Origin of the sequence: Streptomyces sp. NPDC006691, from assembly GCF_042869955.1 — a bacterium.
Classification (GTDB): Bacteria; Actinomycetota; Actinomycetes; order Streptomycetales; family Streptomycetaceae; genus Streptomyces.
This window is the reverse complement of sequence record NZ_JBIAGW010000001.1, coordinates 459809-475595: the sequence shown is the minus strand read 5'-3', so window position 1 is coordinate 475595 and position 15787 is coordinate 459809. Positions and strand designations below refer to the sequence as shown.

Sequence of the window (15787 nt, the reverse complement as noted above, 5' to 3'; positions counted from 1 at the left end):
TCAGCGGTCGCGCAGCCGCCCGATCCGTTCACGGTCGCCGCGCAGCTCGGCGCGGAGCAGCCGGGAGAGCGGGGCGACGAGTCTGCGGGCCAGGGCGTCGATGTCGTGCGTCGGCGGCTCGGCGTCCCCGGCGGGCGGGGCGCTCGCGGTGGCGTGACCGGCCGGTTCCGTCCGCTGCACGGGGGTCGGACCCGCCTGCCGCTGTACGGGGGCGGAGTACGCGGGCTTCGGCGCGGGCGCCGGGGCCGGGGCGGCGGGCATCGGGCTGCTCCGGCGTACGGGGACGACGGGCGCCGGTGCGGGTTCGGCGACGGCCCGCTGCACGGTGGGCTGCGGGATGCCGGGCCGCGGGGCGGGACCCCGCAGCGGCACGACGGGCCGGCTGTCACCGGTGGCGGGCGCTTGCTTGAGCGGGGCGGGGTGGGCGGCCGAACTCCGGCCCGCAGCCTGGGAGTTGGGCACGCCGGGCAGACTCGGCGCGCTCTGGTGCCGGGTGGTGAGGGGGCGCGCGGAGGCGAGCGGGGGCCCGGCGGCGATCGCGCGCTGCAAGGGAGCCGGCCCGGGAAGGCGGACCTTCCGGAGCGGCTCGACGGGCGCGGAGGGGACGGCGGGGGTCGGCGGGACCGCCGGTTCGGGGGCGCTGGAGCGCTGGACGGCGGGAGCGGAGGGAGCGGCGGCCGGGGTGGCGAAGGGCGAGGGGGCCGGGGCCTGCGCGGGGGCGGGGGCCGGGGCCGGGGTGATGGGCGCCCCGATGAGCGGCCGCCGCCGACCGGCCTCCGGAGCCGTCGGACTCTGCACCCGGCTGACCCGCCGCACCATGGGCTTGCGCTGCACGGGGGGCGCGGCCTCCACCGGAGCGGGGGCCGGGGCGGGAGCGGGAGCGGGAGTCGTGCCGGGGGTGGACGCGGGGGGCGCGGGCTGTGCCGGCGGCGCGGCAGGTCGCCGCACCACGCCGACGGGGTCGAGCTGGTACGAGGGCACCACCGCACGTGGGGCGGAAGTGAGCGAGCGCCCGCCCGGGGCCGAGGCACGCTGAACAGGCATGGGCAGCACGGGAGGTGACGCGCTCGTGGTGGTCGGACGTACGGGCGCGGCCTGCGGGGCTGCGGTGGATGCGGCGGACGGGGCGTTGCCCGCCGGGACCGTGCCCGCCGGGGTCGCGCCTGCCGGGGTCGCCGAGGGTGAGGCAGGACCGGACCCGCCCCCCGGGGTCGCCGAAGGCGCGGCCGGACGGCTTTGGCTCTGCGGCACCGCGGAAGGGGCAGCCGAGCCGGGGTGGCTCGTCGGGGCCGTGGCAGCCCGCTGCACCGCGGGACTCGCCCCGGACCCGCTGGACGGAGCAGCCGCCGAGCGGGGCCCCGTCGGGCGCGACCCGGGTACCCCACCCCCGGACGTCACCCCGGACGCCCCGTGCCCGGCACTGCCCGACGGGCTCGCGGGACTTGCCGGGGTGGCGGAGCCGGCCGACGGCCCAACCGGCATGTGCAGGGGCGGAGTCGACCCCACTGTCGGCCGGGTCGCCGCACGGGGAGCCTCCACCGGACCGCCCTCCGTACCGGCCCGCTGCACGACCGCGGGGGCGTCGGCGGCCCGAGGCGCCGGTGCCGACGCGGCCCGGTTCGGCGCGGTGGTGCCCGGCCGGGTGGCGGGGCCGGTGCTCGGAGGGGTGTTCGCGGCGCTGGGCGGCACCACGGCGGAACGCTGGATCGGCGGCCCGATGGGGCTCGCCGGAACGGGCTTGTCCGCGCGGGCGGGCGGGGTGGTCTGCGGCCCGGGCGCGGGCGTGGCCCGCTGGACCGGGGACGCCGGTGCGGGCGCGGCTGCGGGAGTCCGTGCCGGTGCGGGAGTCGGCGCCGGCGTCGCGCCGGGCTTGGACCCCTCGCCGCGTACGGGCATGGCCTCGGGCGCGGCGGGGCTCGGCGGTACGGGGCGCCGCACGGCGGGGCCGGGGTCGGCACCGGTTGCCGGGGCCGGAGTCATGGGGGCGGAGGGAGCACTGGCCTTGCCCGGGGCGGCAGTTGAGGATGCCCCGGGCGGCGTGGCGGTCCGCTGCACGGCGGGAATGCCGGACGACCCCGGGGAGCGGGGCTCGTCGCGCCCGCTCTTGCGCACGGGAAGGCCCGTGTCGCCCTGCGGAGCGTCGGGCAGCGCGGGGGACACCGCGGGTACGGGAGGCACCGGGGCCGCCGGTGTCGCCGGCCGGTCGGCCCGGGCTCGCTGAACGGCGGTCGTCGGGGGCGTCGCGGGTGCGGGGGTGGGTGCCTGTGCGGGCTGGACGGAGTGCTCAACTCGGCGCTGTACAGCATCCGTTGAGGCGGTGGTCGCGCTCCCGGGTGCGTCGGGGAGCCGGGCGCCGGGAGCGGGGCTCGCGGTCGCCGGGGCGTTACCCGCTCCGGGCGTGGTCCCTCGCGCGGGCTGAACCGGGCGCTGGGCGGCCGGGGTTGAGCGGGGCGAGGTCGCCGGAGGCGTGGCGGGGTGGGCGCTCGCCGCAGCGTTCGGCGGGGTGGCCGCACGCTGGACGGCCGGGGCGGCCGGGGCCGTCGGCGCGGGGGTGTTCGCGGCGCCGGGCGAGGGCTTGACCGGCATGGGCTGGGCCGGCGCGGACGGGCCGGACGAAGGCTGAGCCGTTCGCTGCACGGCGGGCCCCGGACCGGAGGCGGCCGGGGTGGCCGGAGCCGAGGGTGCGACATTGCTCGCGGGACGTGATGCGGGCCCAACGGGCCTCTGCTCGGCGCCGGTTGAGGGGGCCGAGGTCGAGGAGGCGGGCGGCGTCGAGGAACGCGGCGTCGTGCCGGCGCTCCCCTGTGCGGCACGCGGAGGCGTCGCCGCGCGCTGTACGGCGGGAGCCGGGGTGGCCGCAGGGGCGGTAGCCGGGGCGGCCGAAGGCGCGGCGGAGCGCTGCACAGCCGGAGCCGGAGCCGGAGCCGGAGCCGGAGCCGCGGCCGAACCGCCGGAGGCGGGGGCCGAGGAGCCGGGCGCGGCGGCCGGACGGCCGGGGGCCGGGGCGGAACCACCCGGGGCGGAGCCCGGCCCGCCGCGGGCCGGAGCGGAAGGAGCGAGCCCCCGGGCGGAAGGCCCCGAGGCCGGGGCCGAACCACCGGAAGCCGGAGCCGAAGCACCGGGCGCGGGGGCAGAGCCACCGGATGTAGCGGCTGAACTGCGCCCGGATATGAGCGAGTTGGCGGCCGAAGCCGAGCCCCGAGCCGGAGAGGCGGCCGGAGCCGATGAGGCGGCCGGAGCCGGAGCCGAGCCCCGAGCCGGAGAAGCGGCCGGAGCCGAAGAGGTGGCCGGAGCCGAGGCCGAGGCCGACCGCTGGACGGCCGGCCCACCGAACGGCGCCGCAACGGAATCACCGGCACCCGCACCGGCAGCCGCACCCCCGCCCGCCGCCTCCCGTGCCGCCACCGGCAGCCGGAGCACCGGCAGGGGGTGGGGCGAGGGGCTGCCCGCGACCGGGGTCAGGGCGTTGTGGAGGACGCCGTGCGGGGCCGTCGGCGAGACCGCGTGGGTCAGCGGACGGACGACCGAGAGGTCCTGGTGCGCGGCCAGCGTCGAGCCGAAGCCCGACTCGGCCGTGAGGCGGGGGGCCGCCAGGGCGCGCTGCATCACGGGCGCGGCGGCCCAGCCGCCGTCCCCCCGCTCGGGTGCGGGGGACGGCGACGGGGCGCCCGGGGGCGCGACGTCCGGGGCCGCCGTGGCCGCCGCCGCGGCCTCCGACGGCTGGTTACGCCGGCGCTTGAACAGGGCCATCCCCCGTCACCGCTCCCCTTCGCCTTGTTCCACCAGTGCCGCCACCCGCCGTACGTACGCCCGCCGGTCCGCATGCTCCAGGTCGAGGATGGAGTCCATGTCCCAGTGGAAGTGGTAGGCGAGGTACGCGGTCTCCTCCTCGATCCGGTCGGCCGCGTACGTCACGATTCCCCCAGGCGGCTCCCGGCCAGCTCGACCTCGAAGGACTGCTCGCAGTGCGGGCAGGCCACCGCGGCGCGGGTGTGGCCCTCGGCGTTGATCTGCCGGTAGAAGTCCTGGAGGAAGGCCAGGTCGGAGGCGAACATGCTCTCCACCGTGCCGTCGTGGACGTCCCCGAGCGTGCCGAGCCGGGTGATGACCCGGCCGAGCAGGACCACCGAGAGGTACGCCGGGTTCTCGCGGACCCGTACGTCCCGCAGCGGGACCAGCTCGTCGCGGGCGGTGGCGAGCCGCATCGCGCCGCGCCGGTGCACGGTGCCCGACTCGTCGACGTAACCGCGCGGCAGCTCGAACTCGAACTCGGTGCGCAGGGTCTCCCGCGCGCCGGACGCGGCCGGGGCGGTGTCCACCCCGGGCGCGCCGGCCGTTCCAGGACCTTCGCGGCGCATTACTCGATGACCAGCTCTTCGAAGGTGATGGTGACCTGCTCGGTCATGGCCGAGGCGTCGCCGGCCTTGACCGCGCTGACCTCCACCTTGGTGCACCAGGCGTTGCGCAGGTTGTAGCGCTTCACCGGGTTGTCCTGGTAGTCCATCATGATGATCGAGGCGTTCTTGCGGGCCGAGCCCATGTTCCCGTCGATGGACTGCTTGATCCACTCGGAGAACGTGGCGGACTGCGTGGCACCGCGGGTCACCGTGCACTCGCCGGCCTTCTTGACGCCGGGGAGCTTCTTGATGATCGGCTTGCCGTCGGCCGAGACCTGCTGGTACTCGATGACGTCCTGCTCCATCGAGAGGCTGCTGACCTCCTGCAAGTACTCGACCATGACACCGTCGATCTGGAGGCCGAAGTTGTGTGTAGTGAGCGCATCACCAGGCTGAAGCGACATGCTGGTTTACTCCTGTTCGTGCGAAAAAGGCTGTGGGACGAGCGAGTTGGGGTGTGACTTACTCCTCCAGCTCGCCGCCACCGCCCGAGAACTGGGCGAGCCGGAAGACGACGAACTCGGCGGGCTTGACCGGCGCGATGCCGATCTCGCAGACCACGCGGCCGAGGTCGACCGACTCCGGCGGGTTGGTCTCCTGGTCGCACTTCACGTAGAAGGCGTCCTCGGGACGCTGGCCGAACAGGGCGCCGTTGCGCCACTCGTTGACCAGGAACGCGGAGATGTTGCGGCGGATCCGGGCCCACAGCGCCTGGTCGTTCGGCTCGAACACCACCCACTGGGTGCCGATGAGGATCGACTCTTCCAGGTAGTTGAAGTAGCGGCGCACGTTCAGGTAGCGCCAGGCCGGGTCGGAGGCGAGGGTGCGGGCGCCCCAGACGCGGATGCCGCGGCCCGGGAAGGCGCGGATGCAGTTGACGCCGACCGGGTTCAGGAGGTCCTGCTCACCGCGGGTGATCTGGAGCTCCAGGTCGACCGCGCCGCGCACGATCTCGTTCGCGGGGGCCTTGTGCACACCGCGCTCGGAGTCGTTGCGGGCCCAGATGCCGGACATGTGACCCGACGGCGGGACGACCTTGGTCTGGCCGCTGGACGGGTCGAAGACCTTGATCCAGGGGTAGTACAGGGCGGCGTAGCGCGAGTCGTAACCGGCCACGTCCATGCGCCACTTGCGGATGTCGCGGGCGTTGAGCCCGGGCGGCGGGTCGAGGACGGCCATGCGGTCGCCCATCAGCTCGCAGTGCGAGACCAGGCCGAGCTGGACGGCCTTGACCTGCTCCAGGTCGATCAGGCCCTGCTGGTAGGCGGACATGAGGTCCGGCACCGAGACCATGTTGATCTCGTCGTAGGCCTCCAGGCCACCGAAGCCGGTGCGGTCGGCGGAGTCGCCGATGAACTGGCCGGACTCGATCCGGGCGACCGTGCCGTTGCTCGCCGGGGCGGGCACGGCGGCGGGGGTCGGCGGGGCCAGGGTGACGGCCTGCGCGTCCGGCTTGGCCAGCTGGCCGCCGGCCACGGCCTCCTCGACGGTGATCGTCTTGGAGCGCTGCTTGACCTGCGTGACGACGTAGTTGCGGGCCGACTTCTTGGCGCTGACGTCGAAGTTCTCGACGACGGTCTCGCCGTCCTTGACGACCAGCTTGAAGCGGTCGCCGTTGCCCTCGCCCTCGGCGTCCTGGACCTCGACGGTCAGCGCGCCGTTGTTGGCGGTGCCGGCCGTGATCGCGGAAACCTTGAACGTGCCGAGCGCCACGGCCTCGCCGGCGGTGATCGCCTGCGGGGCGGCGGTGGCGGAGGCCTGCGGGGCGGCGGCCTTTCCGGCGCCGTCGTCGGTGCCGCCGACACGGACCACGTAGGCGGCCGTACCGCCGTTGTTGAAGAAGCCGTAGACGGAGTGCGCCAGGTAGTACCCGTCCGTGAACTCGCCGAACTCGGCGACGTACTGGGACCAGTTGGTCACCAGCGTCGGCTCGTTGAGCGGCCCCACGGGCGCGAGCCCGACGAAGGCGGCCACCGAGGTGCCGACCCCTTCGATGGGGCGGGATCCGCTGGCGACTTCCTCGACGTACACGCCGGGGGACAGGTAGTTGGGCACGGGAAGCTGCTCCTTGATGCTGGGTGTACGGAGGTGGGCTGGCGCCCAGAAGCTGAGGGGCCCACGAAGCGGAGCGGACGGCTCGCTCCGCATCCGAGCTGCATGCGGTCGTCCCGCCCCCCGAAACGCTGCCACCGGCCAATTACCGGACCAGCCTCGCGTAGCGCGGGCGGCGCGGGGAGGGAAGAAGGTGCGTGGGCGAGGGCAGCACAAGCTGCCCTTCCGGTCATCGCCGGGGGTTCGTCCGGCCGGATCGGGTACGGCGCCCACCGGTCCCGTGCCCGGCGCGTACCCGTCCCGTGCCCGGCGCGTACCGGACCGGTGCCCGGCTCCCCGTGGCGGAAACCCGGAAGGGGCGGGTGCCCCGCGGCGGTACGCCGGGGGAGAGGGGGGTCAGCCCTCGTCCTCCTCGTCGTTCCCCACCGCCGGGCCCGCGGGCGGGCAGGGCCGCCCGGTGCTCAGCCGGTTCGCCTCGCGGACCTTCTCCAACAGCTCCTCCCTCCGTCGCCGGTCCTCCGCCGCCTGCTGTTCCGCACTGCTGTCACCCATGGCGCGTACCCCCTAGGCACATGTGCCGGCTCCGTCCACGCCGCCCCAGCCCGTGATCGTGCAGTAACCGTCCGTACGTACGTGCTGCAAGCAGCGTGCTCCCCCGATGCCGCCCCTGGCCAGTGGGTGCGGCCGAGCAACTCCCTTATGGGCCAGGACCGGTGGGGCCGGCCGCTACTGCCCGGCCGGATCCGGGCGGGCCACCCGTAGCGTCATGGGGTTGTTGAAGTACCCCGAGGCGGCCTGCTGTTCGTGGAAGCTCTCGCCGGCGCCGCCGCCGTAGACCCGGAAGAACCAGGATCGGCAGGTGTGGTCCTCGAAGTCCCGCTGGAGCTGGAGGCGGGGCAGGCCCCGGTTCTTCCTGACCTCGGGGTCACGGACCAGCGCGGCGAGCACCTCGTCGAACTTGGCCTTGAACGCCTGCTGGTCGTCGCTCTCCAGGAGCGGCTTCAGCTGCGAGAACCAGCCGCCGCCGCTCTTGGCCCGTTTGAGCAGCACGGCGTACAGGTCCGAGCGGGCCTTCTCGCCGAACTCGTTGCGGCTGTAGTTCTCCAGCGTGACCTGGCAACTGCCGTCCAGGGAACGGGCGACGACCGCCGCGAAGTGGTAGCCCCACACGTTCTCGCCGCGCTCGACCGGGGGCGACACCGAGTGGTCGCGGTCGTCGGCCGCCAGCATGCTGAAGATCGCGAAGCCTTCGCCGGGGCCGGGGGAGGCGTACTTGTTGATGCCCAGGCGTTCCTCGGTGGCGTCCCGGCCGCCGTCCCGGGTGGCCTCGCCATAGCGTTTGCCGAGGTCGGCGCCCGGGGTCTGGCTGCCGCGGGCGGCGGCCAGCGCCCCGGCCGTGCCGAGCGTGCCCGCGGTGTCCCCGGCGACCGCGTCGGCCAGGCGGTTGGCGCGGTCGTCGCTGTCGGAGCCGGGGGTGAGCAGGAAGTCGGTGCCGTCGCCGAGCACCGCCCGGGCGCGCTTGGAGTGCTCGGAACCGATCAGGCTGCACGCCACCGAGATGCAGGTGGAACGCAACAGCGAGGCGAACTGCCCCAGTTGGCCCTCGGTCGACTGCTCGCTCAGGACCGTGGGCTGTACCCGGAGCAGGCGCAGTCCGCCGACGCCGATGCTGCGGCCGCCGGTGGTCAGCTCGACCGTGCTGTTGACCGCGCGCAGCGAGGCATTGGCCGAATCCACCACGGCCTGCGTCGCGTAGAACTCCTTGGGTTCGTCCACCCCGTGCACGGCGAGCGTGCCGTCGTCGGCCACGCGCAGCGGGGCGTCGGCCGGGCCGACCTCGGCGAGTTCGTAGCGCAGCCGCTCCCGGATGTCGCGCGGCTCGCGGCCGTCACCGGCGCCCATGGCCCAGCGGGCCTCGGGGCCCTGCGAGACGAAGTAGGGTCCTCGTTCACCGGGTTGGGGCCGCGCGTCGTAGGAGCCGCCGGGGTGGTCGGTGATCCGCTGGACGGGGGCCGGCTCCCGGGTGCGGGAGGCGGCCGGCCCGAACAGCCGGGCCACGGCGGCGTTGCCGGCCGTGGCGTGGAGCGCGGCCAGCGCCGAGGCGGATCCGCGCGCGGGGCGGCCCGGCGGGGTGCTGCGTCCCCGCTCGGCCTGCTGTTCCTGCTGGACCCGCACGGTGGTGCACTCCCCTCGCTCGTTGCCTCGCGATTCTTTACGCCGCTCCTACGGAACGGGAGAGGCGTCCGGACCGTCTTGGGGGCAGGGAGGGTGCCCTTTCGTCCGGTTACTCACGGGATACAGGGGACAGTTCAAGCCAACTCCCTGGGCGACACATGTGCTGATGCGGGCCCGTGGGAGGTCCTGGCGTAGCGTTTCGGTGACCGGACGAACAGGATCCGGGGGGCCGGAAGGGCAAACGTCGGGGGACGAAACGGCCGGGGCGAGTGAGAGGAAGAGGCGGCGGCGCGTGACGGAATCCGGCGGAACGGGCGAAGGTGGCATAACCGGCGGCGGAGCCGACGGGCTGCGGTTCCGGATGCTCGGGCCGGTCGAGGGAGAATTCGACGGCCGGCCCCTACGACTCGGTCCACCCCAGCAACGGGCCCTGCTCGCCGTGCTGTTGCTGCGCGGCGGCCGGCCCGTGTCCATGCCGGAACTCCTCGACGCGATCTGGGGCGAACGGCTGCCCCCGCGCGGAGTGGGCACCCTGCGCACCTACGTCTCGCGCCTGCGCACCCTCCTGGAGCCGAACCGCCCCGCCCGCACCCCGGCCCGGCTCCTGGTGTCGGCCGACGACGGCTACGCCCTGCGGGTGCCCTCGGCCGCGCTCGACACCAGCGTCTTCGAGGCGCGGCTCGCCGAGGCCGCGCGGCTGCGCGGTGCGGGGGACGTAGCGGCGTCCCACCGCGAACTCTCCGGCGCGCTCGACCTGTGGGGCGGCAGCCCGCTCGCGGGGCTGCCCGGTCCGCACGCCGAACGTGAACGCGACCGGCTCACCGAACTGTGGCTCTCCGCCCGCGAGGACCACTTCCACGGTGCCCTCGCGCTGGACCGCCATGTCTCCACGATCGCTTCGCTACGCGCGTTCGCCTCCGAACACCCGCTGCGCGAGCGCACCCAGGCCCTCCTGATGCTGGCCCTGCACCGGGCCGGCCGGCAGGCGGACGCCTTCGCGGTCTACGAGGCCACCCGCCGCACCCTCGCCGAGGACCTCGGCGTCCCGCCCGGCCCGGAACTGACCGCCCTGCACACCCGCCTGCTGACCCGGCGGGAGTCCGCCGTGCCTCCGGCCGCGGACGCGCGCCCCGCGCCGACCCCGCCCGTACCCGGCCGGCAGTCAGCCGCCGCCCGGCCCGCTGCCCCGGCCCCCCTGCGCGCGACCCCTGCCTCCGCCTCCCCCGCGCGTCCCGTGGCCGCCCCCACCGCGCGGACCGCCGCGGTCGCGCCCGCCCCCGCCCGCACCCGCGCGCCCGCACGGACCGGCGCGCTCGCACCCGCCCTCGCGCCCGCGCCGCGGTCCGGGCACAAGGCCGCTCCCGCCGGCCCCCGGGCCGGCACCCGTCCCACCCAACTGCCGCCCCCCATGCGGGACTTCACCGGACGCGACGGGCCGCTCGACGAGCTGACCACGCTCCTCCAGGAGGCGTCCGGGTCCCGGGCCGTCGGTCTGGCCGTGCTGACCGGCCTCGGCGGCGTCGGCAAGAGCGCGCTGGCCGCCGCGGCGGCACACCGCGCGCGCCGGGCCTTCCCCGACGGGCAGCTGTACGTGGATCTGCGCGGGGCGGACGCCGAGCCCGCCGACAGCGCGGACGTGCTGGCCCACCTCCTGCGCTCCCTGGGCGTCGCCGAAGGCGGCGTGCCCGACGACGCGGGCCAGCGCGGCGCCCTGTTCCGCTCGCTCCTCGCGGGCCGCCGGGTCCTGATCCTGCTCGACAACGCCCGCGACACCGCCCAGGTGCGCCCCCTGCTGCCCGGCACCCCCGGCAGCGCGGTCCTCGTCACCAGCCGCACCCGGATCGCCGGCCTGCCCGGCGCGCGGCTCCTGGACGTGGAGGCGATGAGCGAACAGGACGCGCTCGCGATGCTGGAGACGATCGTGGCCGACGGGCGCGTGGCCGTCGACCGCGACGCCGCCCGCCAACTCGTCGCCGCCTGCGGTCACTTGCCGCTCGCCGTACGGATCGCCGCGGCCCGCCTGACCGCCCGCCCCGACTGGGGGGTGGCCGACCTCGCGGTCCGGCTCGGCGACGAGCGCCACCGCCTGGACGAGCTGGAGGCCGACGGGCTCGGCGTGGACGCCGCCTTCCGGCTCAGCTACGAAGGCCTCGACGCGGACGCCGCCCGCGCCTTCCGTCTCACCTCCGCCGCCGCCGTGCCGCTGTTCGGCCGGGCCACCGCGGCCGCCCTGCTCGACCTCGACGAGGACGCGGCCGAGGACGCCCTGGAGGCCCTTGTCGACGCCGGTCTCCTGGAGGCACCCGGCGTCGACAGCTACCGCTTCCACGATCTCGTACGCATCTTCGCCCGGCGGGTGCTCGCCGACTCCCCGGACGCCGTCGCGCGGCCCGCCGCCCAGCACAGGCTGCTCCACCACGTCCTGGCCACCGTCACCCACGTCGTGCGCTGTCTGCGCCCGCTCAGCGGCGTACCCGACCTGCTGTGCGCGGCGCAGGCGCCCGGCTACCGGCCCACCGACGCGGAGGCCGCCCGGGCCTGGCTCCAGGACTCGCACCAGCTGATCCGGGCCACCGCCGAGCAGGCCCTGGGCAAGGGGCCCTGGCCGGACCTGGGCGAAGCGGCGCTGCGGCCCGCGGTGGACCTCCTGACCGGATGGGCGCACCTCGTCCTCGGCACGGCCCGGCGCCGCGAACTCCAGGGCCCCGCGCGGCGCGCGCTGGCCCTCGCGCACTGCCACGGCGACGCCCGCTCGGCGGGCCGGGCGCTGCGGCTGATCGCCGCCGTGCCGCAGCCGGGCGCCGACAGCTACCGGGGCATCGAACGCACCCTGCGCCAGGCCCTGCGGTTCGCGGCGCTCGCCCGCGACCCGCTGACCGAGTCCGAGGCGGCGTACGAACTCGCCATGATCCTGGCCGCGATGGGCCGCACCGACGAGGCGCTGCCGCTGTTCGAGCAGGCCTGTGCCCGGTTCGTCGACGTGGGCAGCCGGGGCGACGAGGTGCGCGTCCTCGCCCATGTCGTACGTGCCCACATGGTGCTCGGCCACCGCGAGCGCGCCGAGGCCGCCGCCGACGAAGTGCTGCGCGCCGCACGGGAGTTGGGGGACCGGGGTACGCTCGGTCATGTGCTGTACCAGATCGGCTGCGCGTTGCTCGCGGGCGGCCGGCCGGTACGGGCGGCCGCGCATCTGCGCGAGTCGCGTCAGCACCACCAGTGGGTGGGGGACCTGCGCTGGGAAGCGCTGGCCTGGGCCCGGCTCGCGCACTGCGCGCTGGCCAGGGAACGGCCCGGGGAGGCCGCGGCCTGCGCGACGCAGGCCCTGGCCATCGAGGGCGACCTCGGGGACCCGTTCTGCCGCGGGCTCGCGCTCGCGGCCCGCGGCCGGGCGCTGCTCGCGCTCGGCGAGACCCCGGCGCTCTCGGCGCTGGCCTCGCTGCGCACCGCGCACCGCCTGCTGAGCGCGCGCGGCGCCGCGGAGGCGGACGAGCTGACCTCGCTGCTGTGGACCGCGCCCACGGTGCCGCGCCGGCCGGGCGCCCCGCCGGGCCGCGGGGCCGCGAGTGCAGCCAGGGCTGCCCTCTGACAGAGCCTTTTGGGCAGGGGCCGGTTCGGCGTGCCCCCTAGCCTTCCCCCATGACCATGTGGACGTCTCTGGACCCGGCCGCCGTCGCCGTCGATCCCGGTGGGCGGGCCACCGCACGGCTGCGCGTGCGCAACACCGGGGACACGGTCGAGGAGTACCGGCTCTCGATCGTCGGCGCCCCCGCGGGCTGGGCCCGGATCGAGCCCGACACCCTGCGCCTGTACCCCGGCAGCGAGGACACCGCGGAGATCTCCTTCGCGCCGCCGCGCTCCCCCGACGCCCCCGCGGGCCCGGCCCCGTACGGCATCCGGGTCGAGCCGCGCGAGCACTCCGAGGTGCGGGACGTCCTCGAAGGCCAGGTCACGGTCGCGCCCTTCACCGAGGTGCGCGCCGAACTGCTGCCGCCGAACCTGGTGGGCCGCTTCCGCGGGCGGGCCCAGGTCGCCGTCGACAACCTCGGCAACACCGCGCTCACGGCGTCGCTGACCGTACGCGACGAAACCAACCGGCTCACCTACGAGCTGACCCCGAACTCGGTCCAGGTCGCGCCGGGCCGGGCCGCGTTCGCCCGGCTCAACATCCGCCCCCAGCACGTCCGTTGGACCGGCTCGGCCGAGCACCACCGCATGACCCTGTCGGTGCGACGCTCCGGCGACGACACCCCGCTCCAGGTGACCGGCGGCTTCGAGCAGCGTCCGGTGCTGCCGCGCTGGCTGCTCATGGTGGGCAGCGGTCTCGTCACGGCCTCGATCGCGGGCGTCGCGCTGTGGCTGGCCTTCCAGCCGAAGGTGAACACCGCGACGGGCGAGATGCAGGCGGCCGCCGGTGCGCGAGCGGTGCCGCAGGGCGCCGAGGCCCCGCTGCCGTCGGCCCCACCGCCCGCGCCTCCCGCCCAGAACGGCGCGTCCGCCCCGGCCGGGGACGGCTCGGGCGGCGCTTCCGGTGGCGGTGGCGGCGGCGGGGAGGCCGCCTCCGAACTCGGCGGCGGGCCGCCCGTCGTGCCGCCGCCCCCGAAGAAGGCGGCCGCCGCGCCGAACGCGCCGGCCGGCCCGGTGTGGGACATGGGCTACAAGCCGGACGACATCGTCACGTTCGCCCAGTACCGCCTGGCCACGCTCGGCAACGAGTGCACGCTGAAGCCCGGCTGGACCGCCGGGGTCATCGACCAGGCGACCAAGGACTCGCTGACCTGCTACCAGCAGCACGTCATGCGGGACAAGAAGAGCAGCATGCAGCTGACGGCGACCGACAAGAAGCTCGGCACCCTGGGGCGGGCCACCCTCACCTCGATGTGGGCGCAGGGCATCCGCGCCGACGACGTGAAGCCCGGCGCGCACACCTATCAGGTCACCCAGCTCGCCGCCGCCCTGTGGTGGGCCAACCAGGCCCAGATCTCGGACGTCGACCTCGGCCGCGACCGCGACTACGCCCACTTCGGCATCGACTACTTCAAGGCGGGCCAGAAGAACGGCCATCTGATGAAGTCGGACGGCGGCCTCGCCAAGGCGATCAAGGACTACCAGAGTGCCGTCGGCCTCCCGCCGACCGGCACCGCCGACACGAAGACCATCAACTGGCTGGTCGGCGGCGATGTGAAGGGCCGGGGAAACCCGGGCCGTTAGCGTCGGCGTTAGCGGGCGTTAGGCCCTGCTGATCGAGGCCTGCGAAGCTGCTCGCCTCCCCCTACTCCCGGGCGGTCGTTCCCCCGCGACCGTCCGGGGCCGGCTCTCCGGGGCGGCCCCCCGCCCGGGCCACCGGACCAGCGGGGATGGCCGGTCGGGCAGCGACTCCTGCCCCCGGAACTGCCCCTTCCGGCCCTGTACTTCGATGCCCGTCCCACTTGACTCGTGGCGTGAGTATGTGGACTGCCCTGGAGCCCCCCGCCACCACCGTCGCCCCCGGTGACAGCGCCGTCGTCAGGCTGCGGGTGCGCAATACGGGGGACACCGTCGAGGAGTACCGGCTCACTCCGGTCGGGGATGCCGCCGGGTGGGCGCGGATCGAGCCGGCCGTGCTGCGGCTGTATCCCGGGGCGGAGGGCACCGCCGACCTCACGTTCGCGCCGCCGCGCACCTCGGACGCGGTCGCCGGGCCGAGTGTGTTCGGTATCCGGGTGGACCCGCGTGAGCATCCGCACGAGGCCGATGTCGTCGAGGGGCGCCTCACCGTCGGGCCGTTCGCCGAGATGCGTGCCGAGCTGGTGCCGCGCTCGGTGCGGGGCCGGCGTCGTGCGCGGGGCCGGCTGGCCGTCGACAACCTCGGCAACCAGCCTCTGACCGCGTCGTTCTCCACGCGTGACAACGGTGACGCCGCCAATGTCGAGGCCAACCCCACCGCGGTGCAGGTCGACCCCGGCCGGGCCGGTTTCGCGGAGGTGGAGCTCACCGCGGTGAATGTGAGCTGGTTCGGCGGAACGCGTCAACACCCGTTCACCGTGGGGGTGTTGAGGTCCGGCGACGCGGCTCCGCAGGAGCTGCGCGGTACCTACCTCCAGCCGTCGGTCTTCCCGCGCTGGGTCCTGGCGGTGGGTTCGATCCTGCTGGCGCTGCTCGTGGTGTTCGTGATGATCTGGCTCCGGCACGACACCGGGGTCAAGAGCCAGGCCTCGGAGCAGGCGCCCGCCAAGCAGATACCGCTGCCGCAGGGTTCGCAGAGCCCGCTGCCGTCCGCGCCGCCCACTCCGTCGACCCAGCCGGCTCCGCCGCCGCCCTCGGCCCCGGCGCCGCCGGCGCCCAAGCCGAAGCAGGATGGCGGCGGGTCCGGTGGCGGTGGTGGGGGCGGGGGCGGTCCGAAGAAGCCGCAGTACGACCCCACCAAGCTGGTCCGGATCCAGTCCGGCCTCGGCATGTACCTCACGACGGCGACGGACCAGAAGCCGGAGGGGCGCTACGTCTACGCGGCGCACGAGATCCGGGACAGCCCCACGTGGGACCAGTACTGGTACGTCCGGCCGCTGCCGAAGGACGAGTTCGCCTTCAGCGCGTCGTCCGAGAAGTGGGCTGTCGCGGACAACACGCGGGAGGGGAACCAGGTGCAGATGTGGGGGGCCTCGGGTGGGGACCCCTCGCTCACGAACGGGCAGATGACCAGCAACCAGAAGTGGTCGATCCAGCCGATCGACGGGGCGGACGGGTTTGTCCGCCTGGTCAGCAAGGACGGGGGCTGGTGCATGTCCGACCTGACGCCGAACGACACGGTGCACCTCCAGGTGATCGAGGTTCGCCCCTGCGGGGCGCTGCCCGCGGATCAGCAACGCTGGCGCATCGTCCCGTAGCCCGGGGGGTTCGCCCACCCGCCCGCCCGTTGCCCGGGGTTGGTTGGTTCCGGGCCCCTGGGGCTCTGCCCCAGACCCCGGCGGGTTTGCCCACCCTCCCGCCCGTGCGGCGGGTTGGATCAGCTGAGCCCTGGGGCTCTGCCCCAGACCCCGTTCGCGCCTTAAGGGCGCTCGTCCTCAATCGCCGGACGGGCTGAAATGCCCGGTGCGGGCCAGCACCGAGGCATTCGGGGTCACCTACAGGGGCGCGGGACTGTGGCACTCGCGCGGCTCCGCCGGGTGGGCGCGACCGGGGGACGCCGG

At 75.4% G+C, this 15787-nt stretch carries 12 protein-coding genes; 5 read left to right on the top strand and 7 right to left on the bottom strand.

Annotated elements, in window-relative coordinates; translation table 11 throughout:
- Positions 1 to 1044, bottom strand: a complete 1044-nt coding sequence (locus tag ACFYNP_RS02095) for a hypothetical protein (protein ID WP_388781748.1) — start codon at positions 1042 to 1044, stop codon at positions 1 to 3.
- On the opposite strand from ACFYNP_RS02095, the gene ACFYNP_RS02090 reads away from it, so the two are divergent.
- Both ACFYNP_RS02090 and ACFYNP_RS02085 read left to right on the top strand, forming a co-directional pair.
- Positions 1043 to 2221 (top strand): hypothetical protein, encoded by a 1179-nt coding sequence (locus ACFYNP_RS02090; protein ID WP_388781746.1) that lies wholly within the window; start codon positions 1043 to 1045, stop codon positions 2219 to 2221. The genes ACFYNP_RS02095 and ACFYNP_RS02090 overlap by 2 nt on opposite strands.
- A gap of 246 nt (positions 2222 to 2467) precedes the next feature.
- Positions 2468 to 2623 (top strand): hypothetical protein, encoded by a 156-nt coding sequence (locus ACFYNP_RS02085; protein ID WP_388781743.1) that lies wholly within the window; start codon positions 2468 to 2470, stop codon positions 2621 to 2623.
- 1133 nt (positions 2624 to 3756) lie between these two features.
- On the opposite strand, the gene ACFYNP_RS02080 is transcribed toward ACFYNP_RS02085, so the two are convergent.
- The 6 genes from ACFYNP_RS02080 to ACFYNP_RS02055 form a co-directional block, all read right to left on the bottom strand.
- A complete protein-coding gene (locus ACFYNP_RS02080; protein ID WP_162952566.1) occupies positions 3757 to 3915 on the bottom strand; it encodes a DUF6760 family protein in 159 nt (52 codons plus the stop codon).
- A complete protein-coding gene (locus ACFYNP_RS02075; protein WP_167158572.1) occupies positions 3912 to 4358 on the bottom strand; it encodes a hypothetical protein in 447 nt (148 codons plus the stop codon). Before ACFYNP_RS02075 ends, ACFYNP_RS02080 begins: the two co-directional genes overlap by 4 nt.
- The gene (locus tag ACFYNP_RS02070; RefSeq protein ID WP_100575464.1) at positions 4358 to 4801 is read right to left on the bottom strand and encodes a phage tail protein; all 444 of its coding nucleotides are present in this window, start codon (positions 4799 to 4801) and stop codon (positions 4358 to 4360) included. Before ACFYNP_RS02070 ends, ACFYNP_RS02075 begins: the two co-directional genes overlap by 1 nt.
- Before the next feature lie 58 nt (positions 4802 to 4859).
- A complete protein-coding gene (locus tag ACFYNP_RS02065; protein ID WP_388781740.1) occupies positions 4860 to 6452 on the bottom strand; it encodes a phage tail sheath family protein in 1593 nt (530 codons plus the stop codon).
- Between the two features lie 393 nt (positions 6453 to 6845).
- Positions 6846 to 7001 carry a hypothetical protein gene (locus ACFYNP_RS02060; protein ID WP_388413622.1) on the bottom strand — a complete coding sequence of 52 codons (156 nt, stop codon included), beginning with the start codon at positions 6999 to 7001 and terminating at the stop codon, positions 6846 to 6848.
- 174 nt (positions 7002 to 7175) lie between these two features.
- Entirely contained in the window at positions 7176 to 8624 is a 1449-nt protein-coding gene (locus ACFYNP_RS02055; protein ID WP_388781737.1) for a hypothetical protein, read from the bottom strand.
- 292 nt (positions 8625 to 8916) lie between these two features.
- Between ACFYNP_RS02055 and ACFYNP_RS02050 the strand changes: the two genes are divergently transcribed.
- From ACFYNP_RS02050 to ACFYNP_RS02040, 3 genes are all read left to right on the top strand, one after another.
- Positions 8917 to 12210, top strand: coding sequence for a BTAD domain-containing putative transcriptional regulator (locus ACFYNP_RS02050; RefSeq protein WP_388781735.1), 3294 nt, complete (start codon positions 8917 to 8919; stop codon positions 12208 to 12210).
- Positions 12211 to 12260: 50 nt separating this feature from the next.
- Positions 12261 to 13832, top strand: coding sequence for a peptidoglycan-binding protein (locus tag ACFYNP_RS02045; RefSeq protein ID WP_388413613.1), 1572 nt, complete (start codon positions 12261 to 12263; stop codon positions 13830 to 13832).
- Between the two features lie 230 nt (positions 13833 to 14062).
- A complete protein-coding gene (locus tag ACFYNP_RS02040) occupies positions 14063 to 15484 on the top strand; it encodes a hypothetical protein (RefSeq protein ID WP_388781733.1) in 1422 nt (473 codons plus the stop codon).
- Positions 15485 to 15787 lie beyond the last annotated feature (303 nt).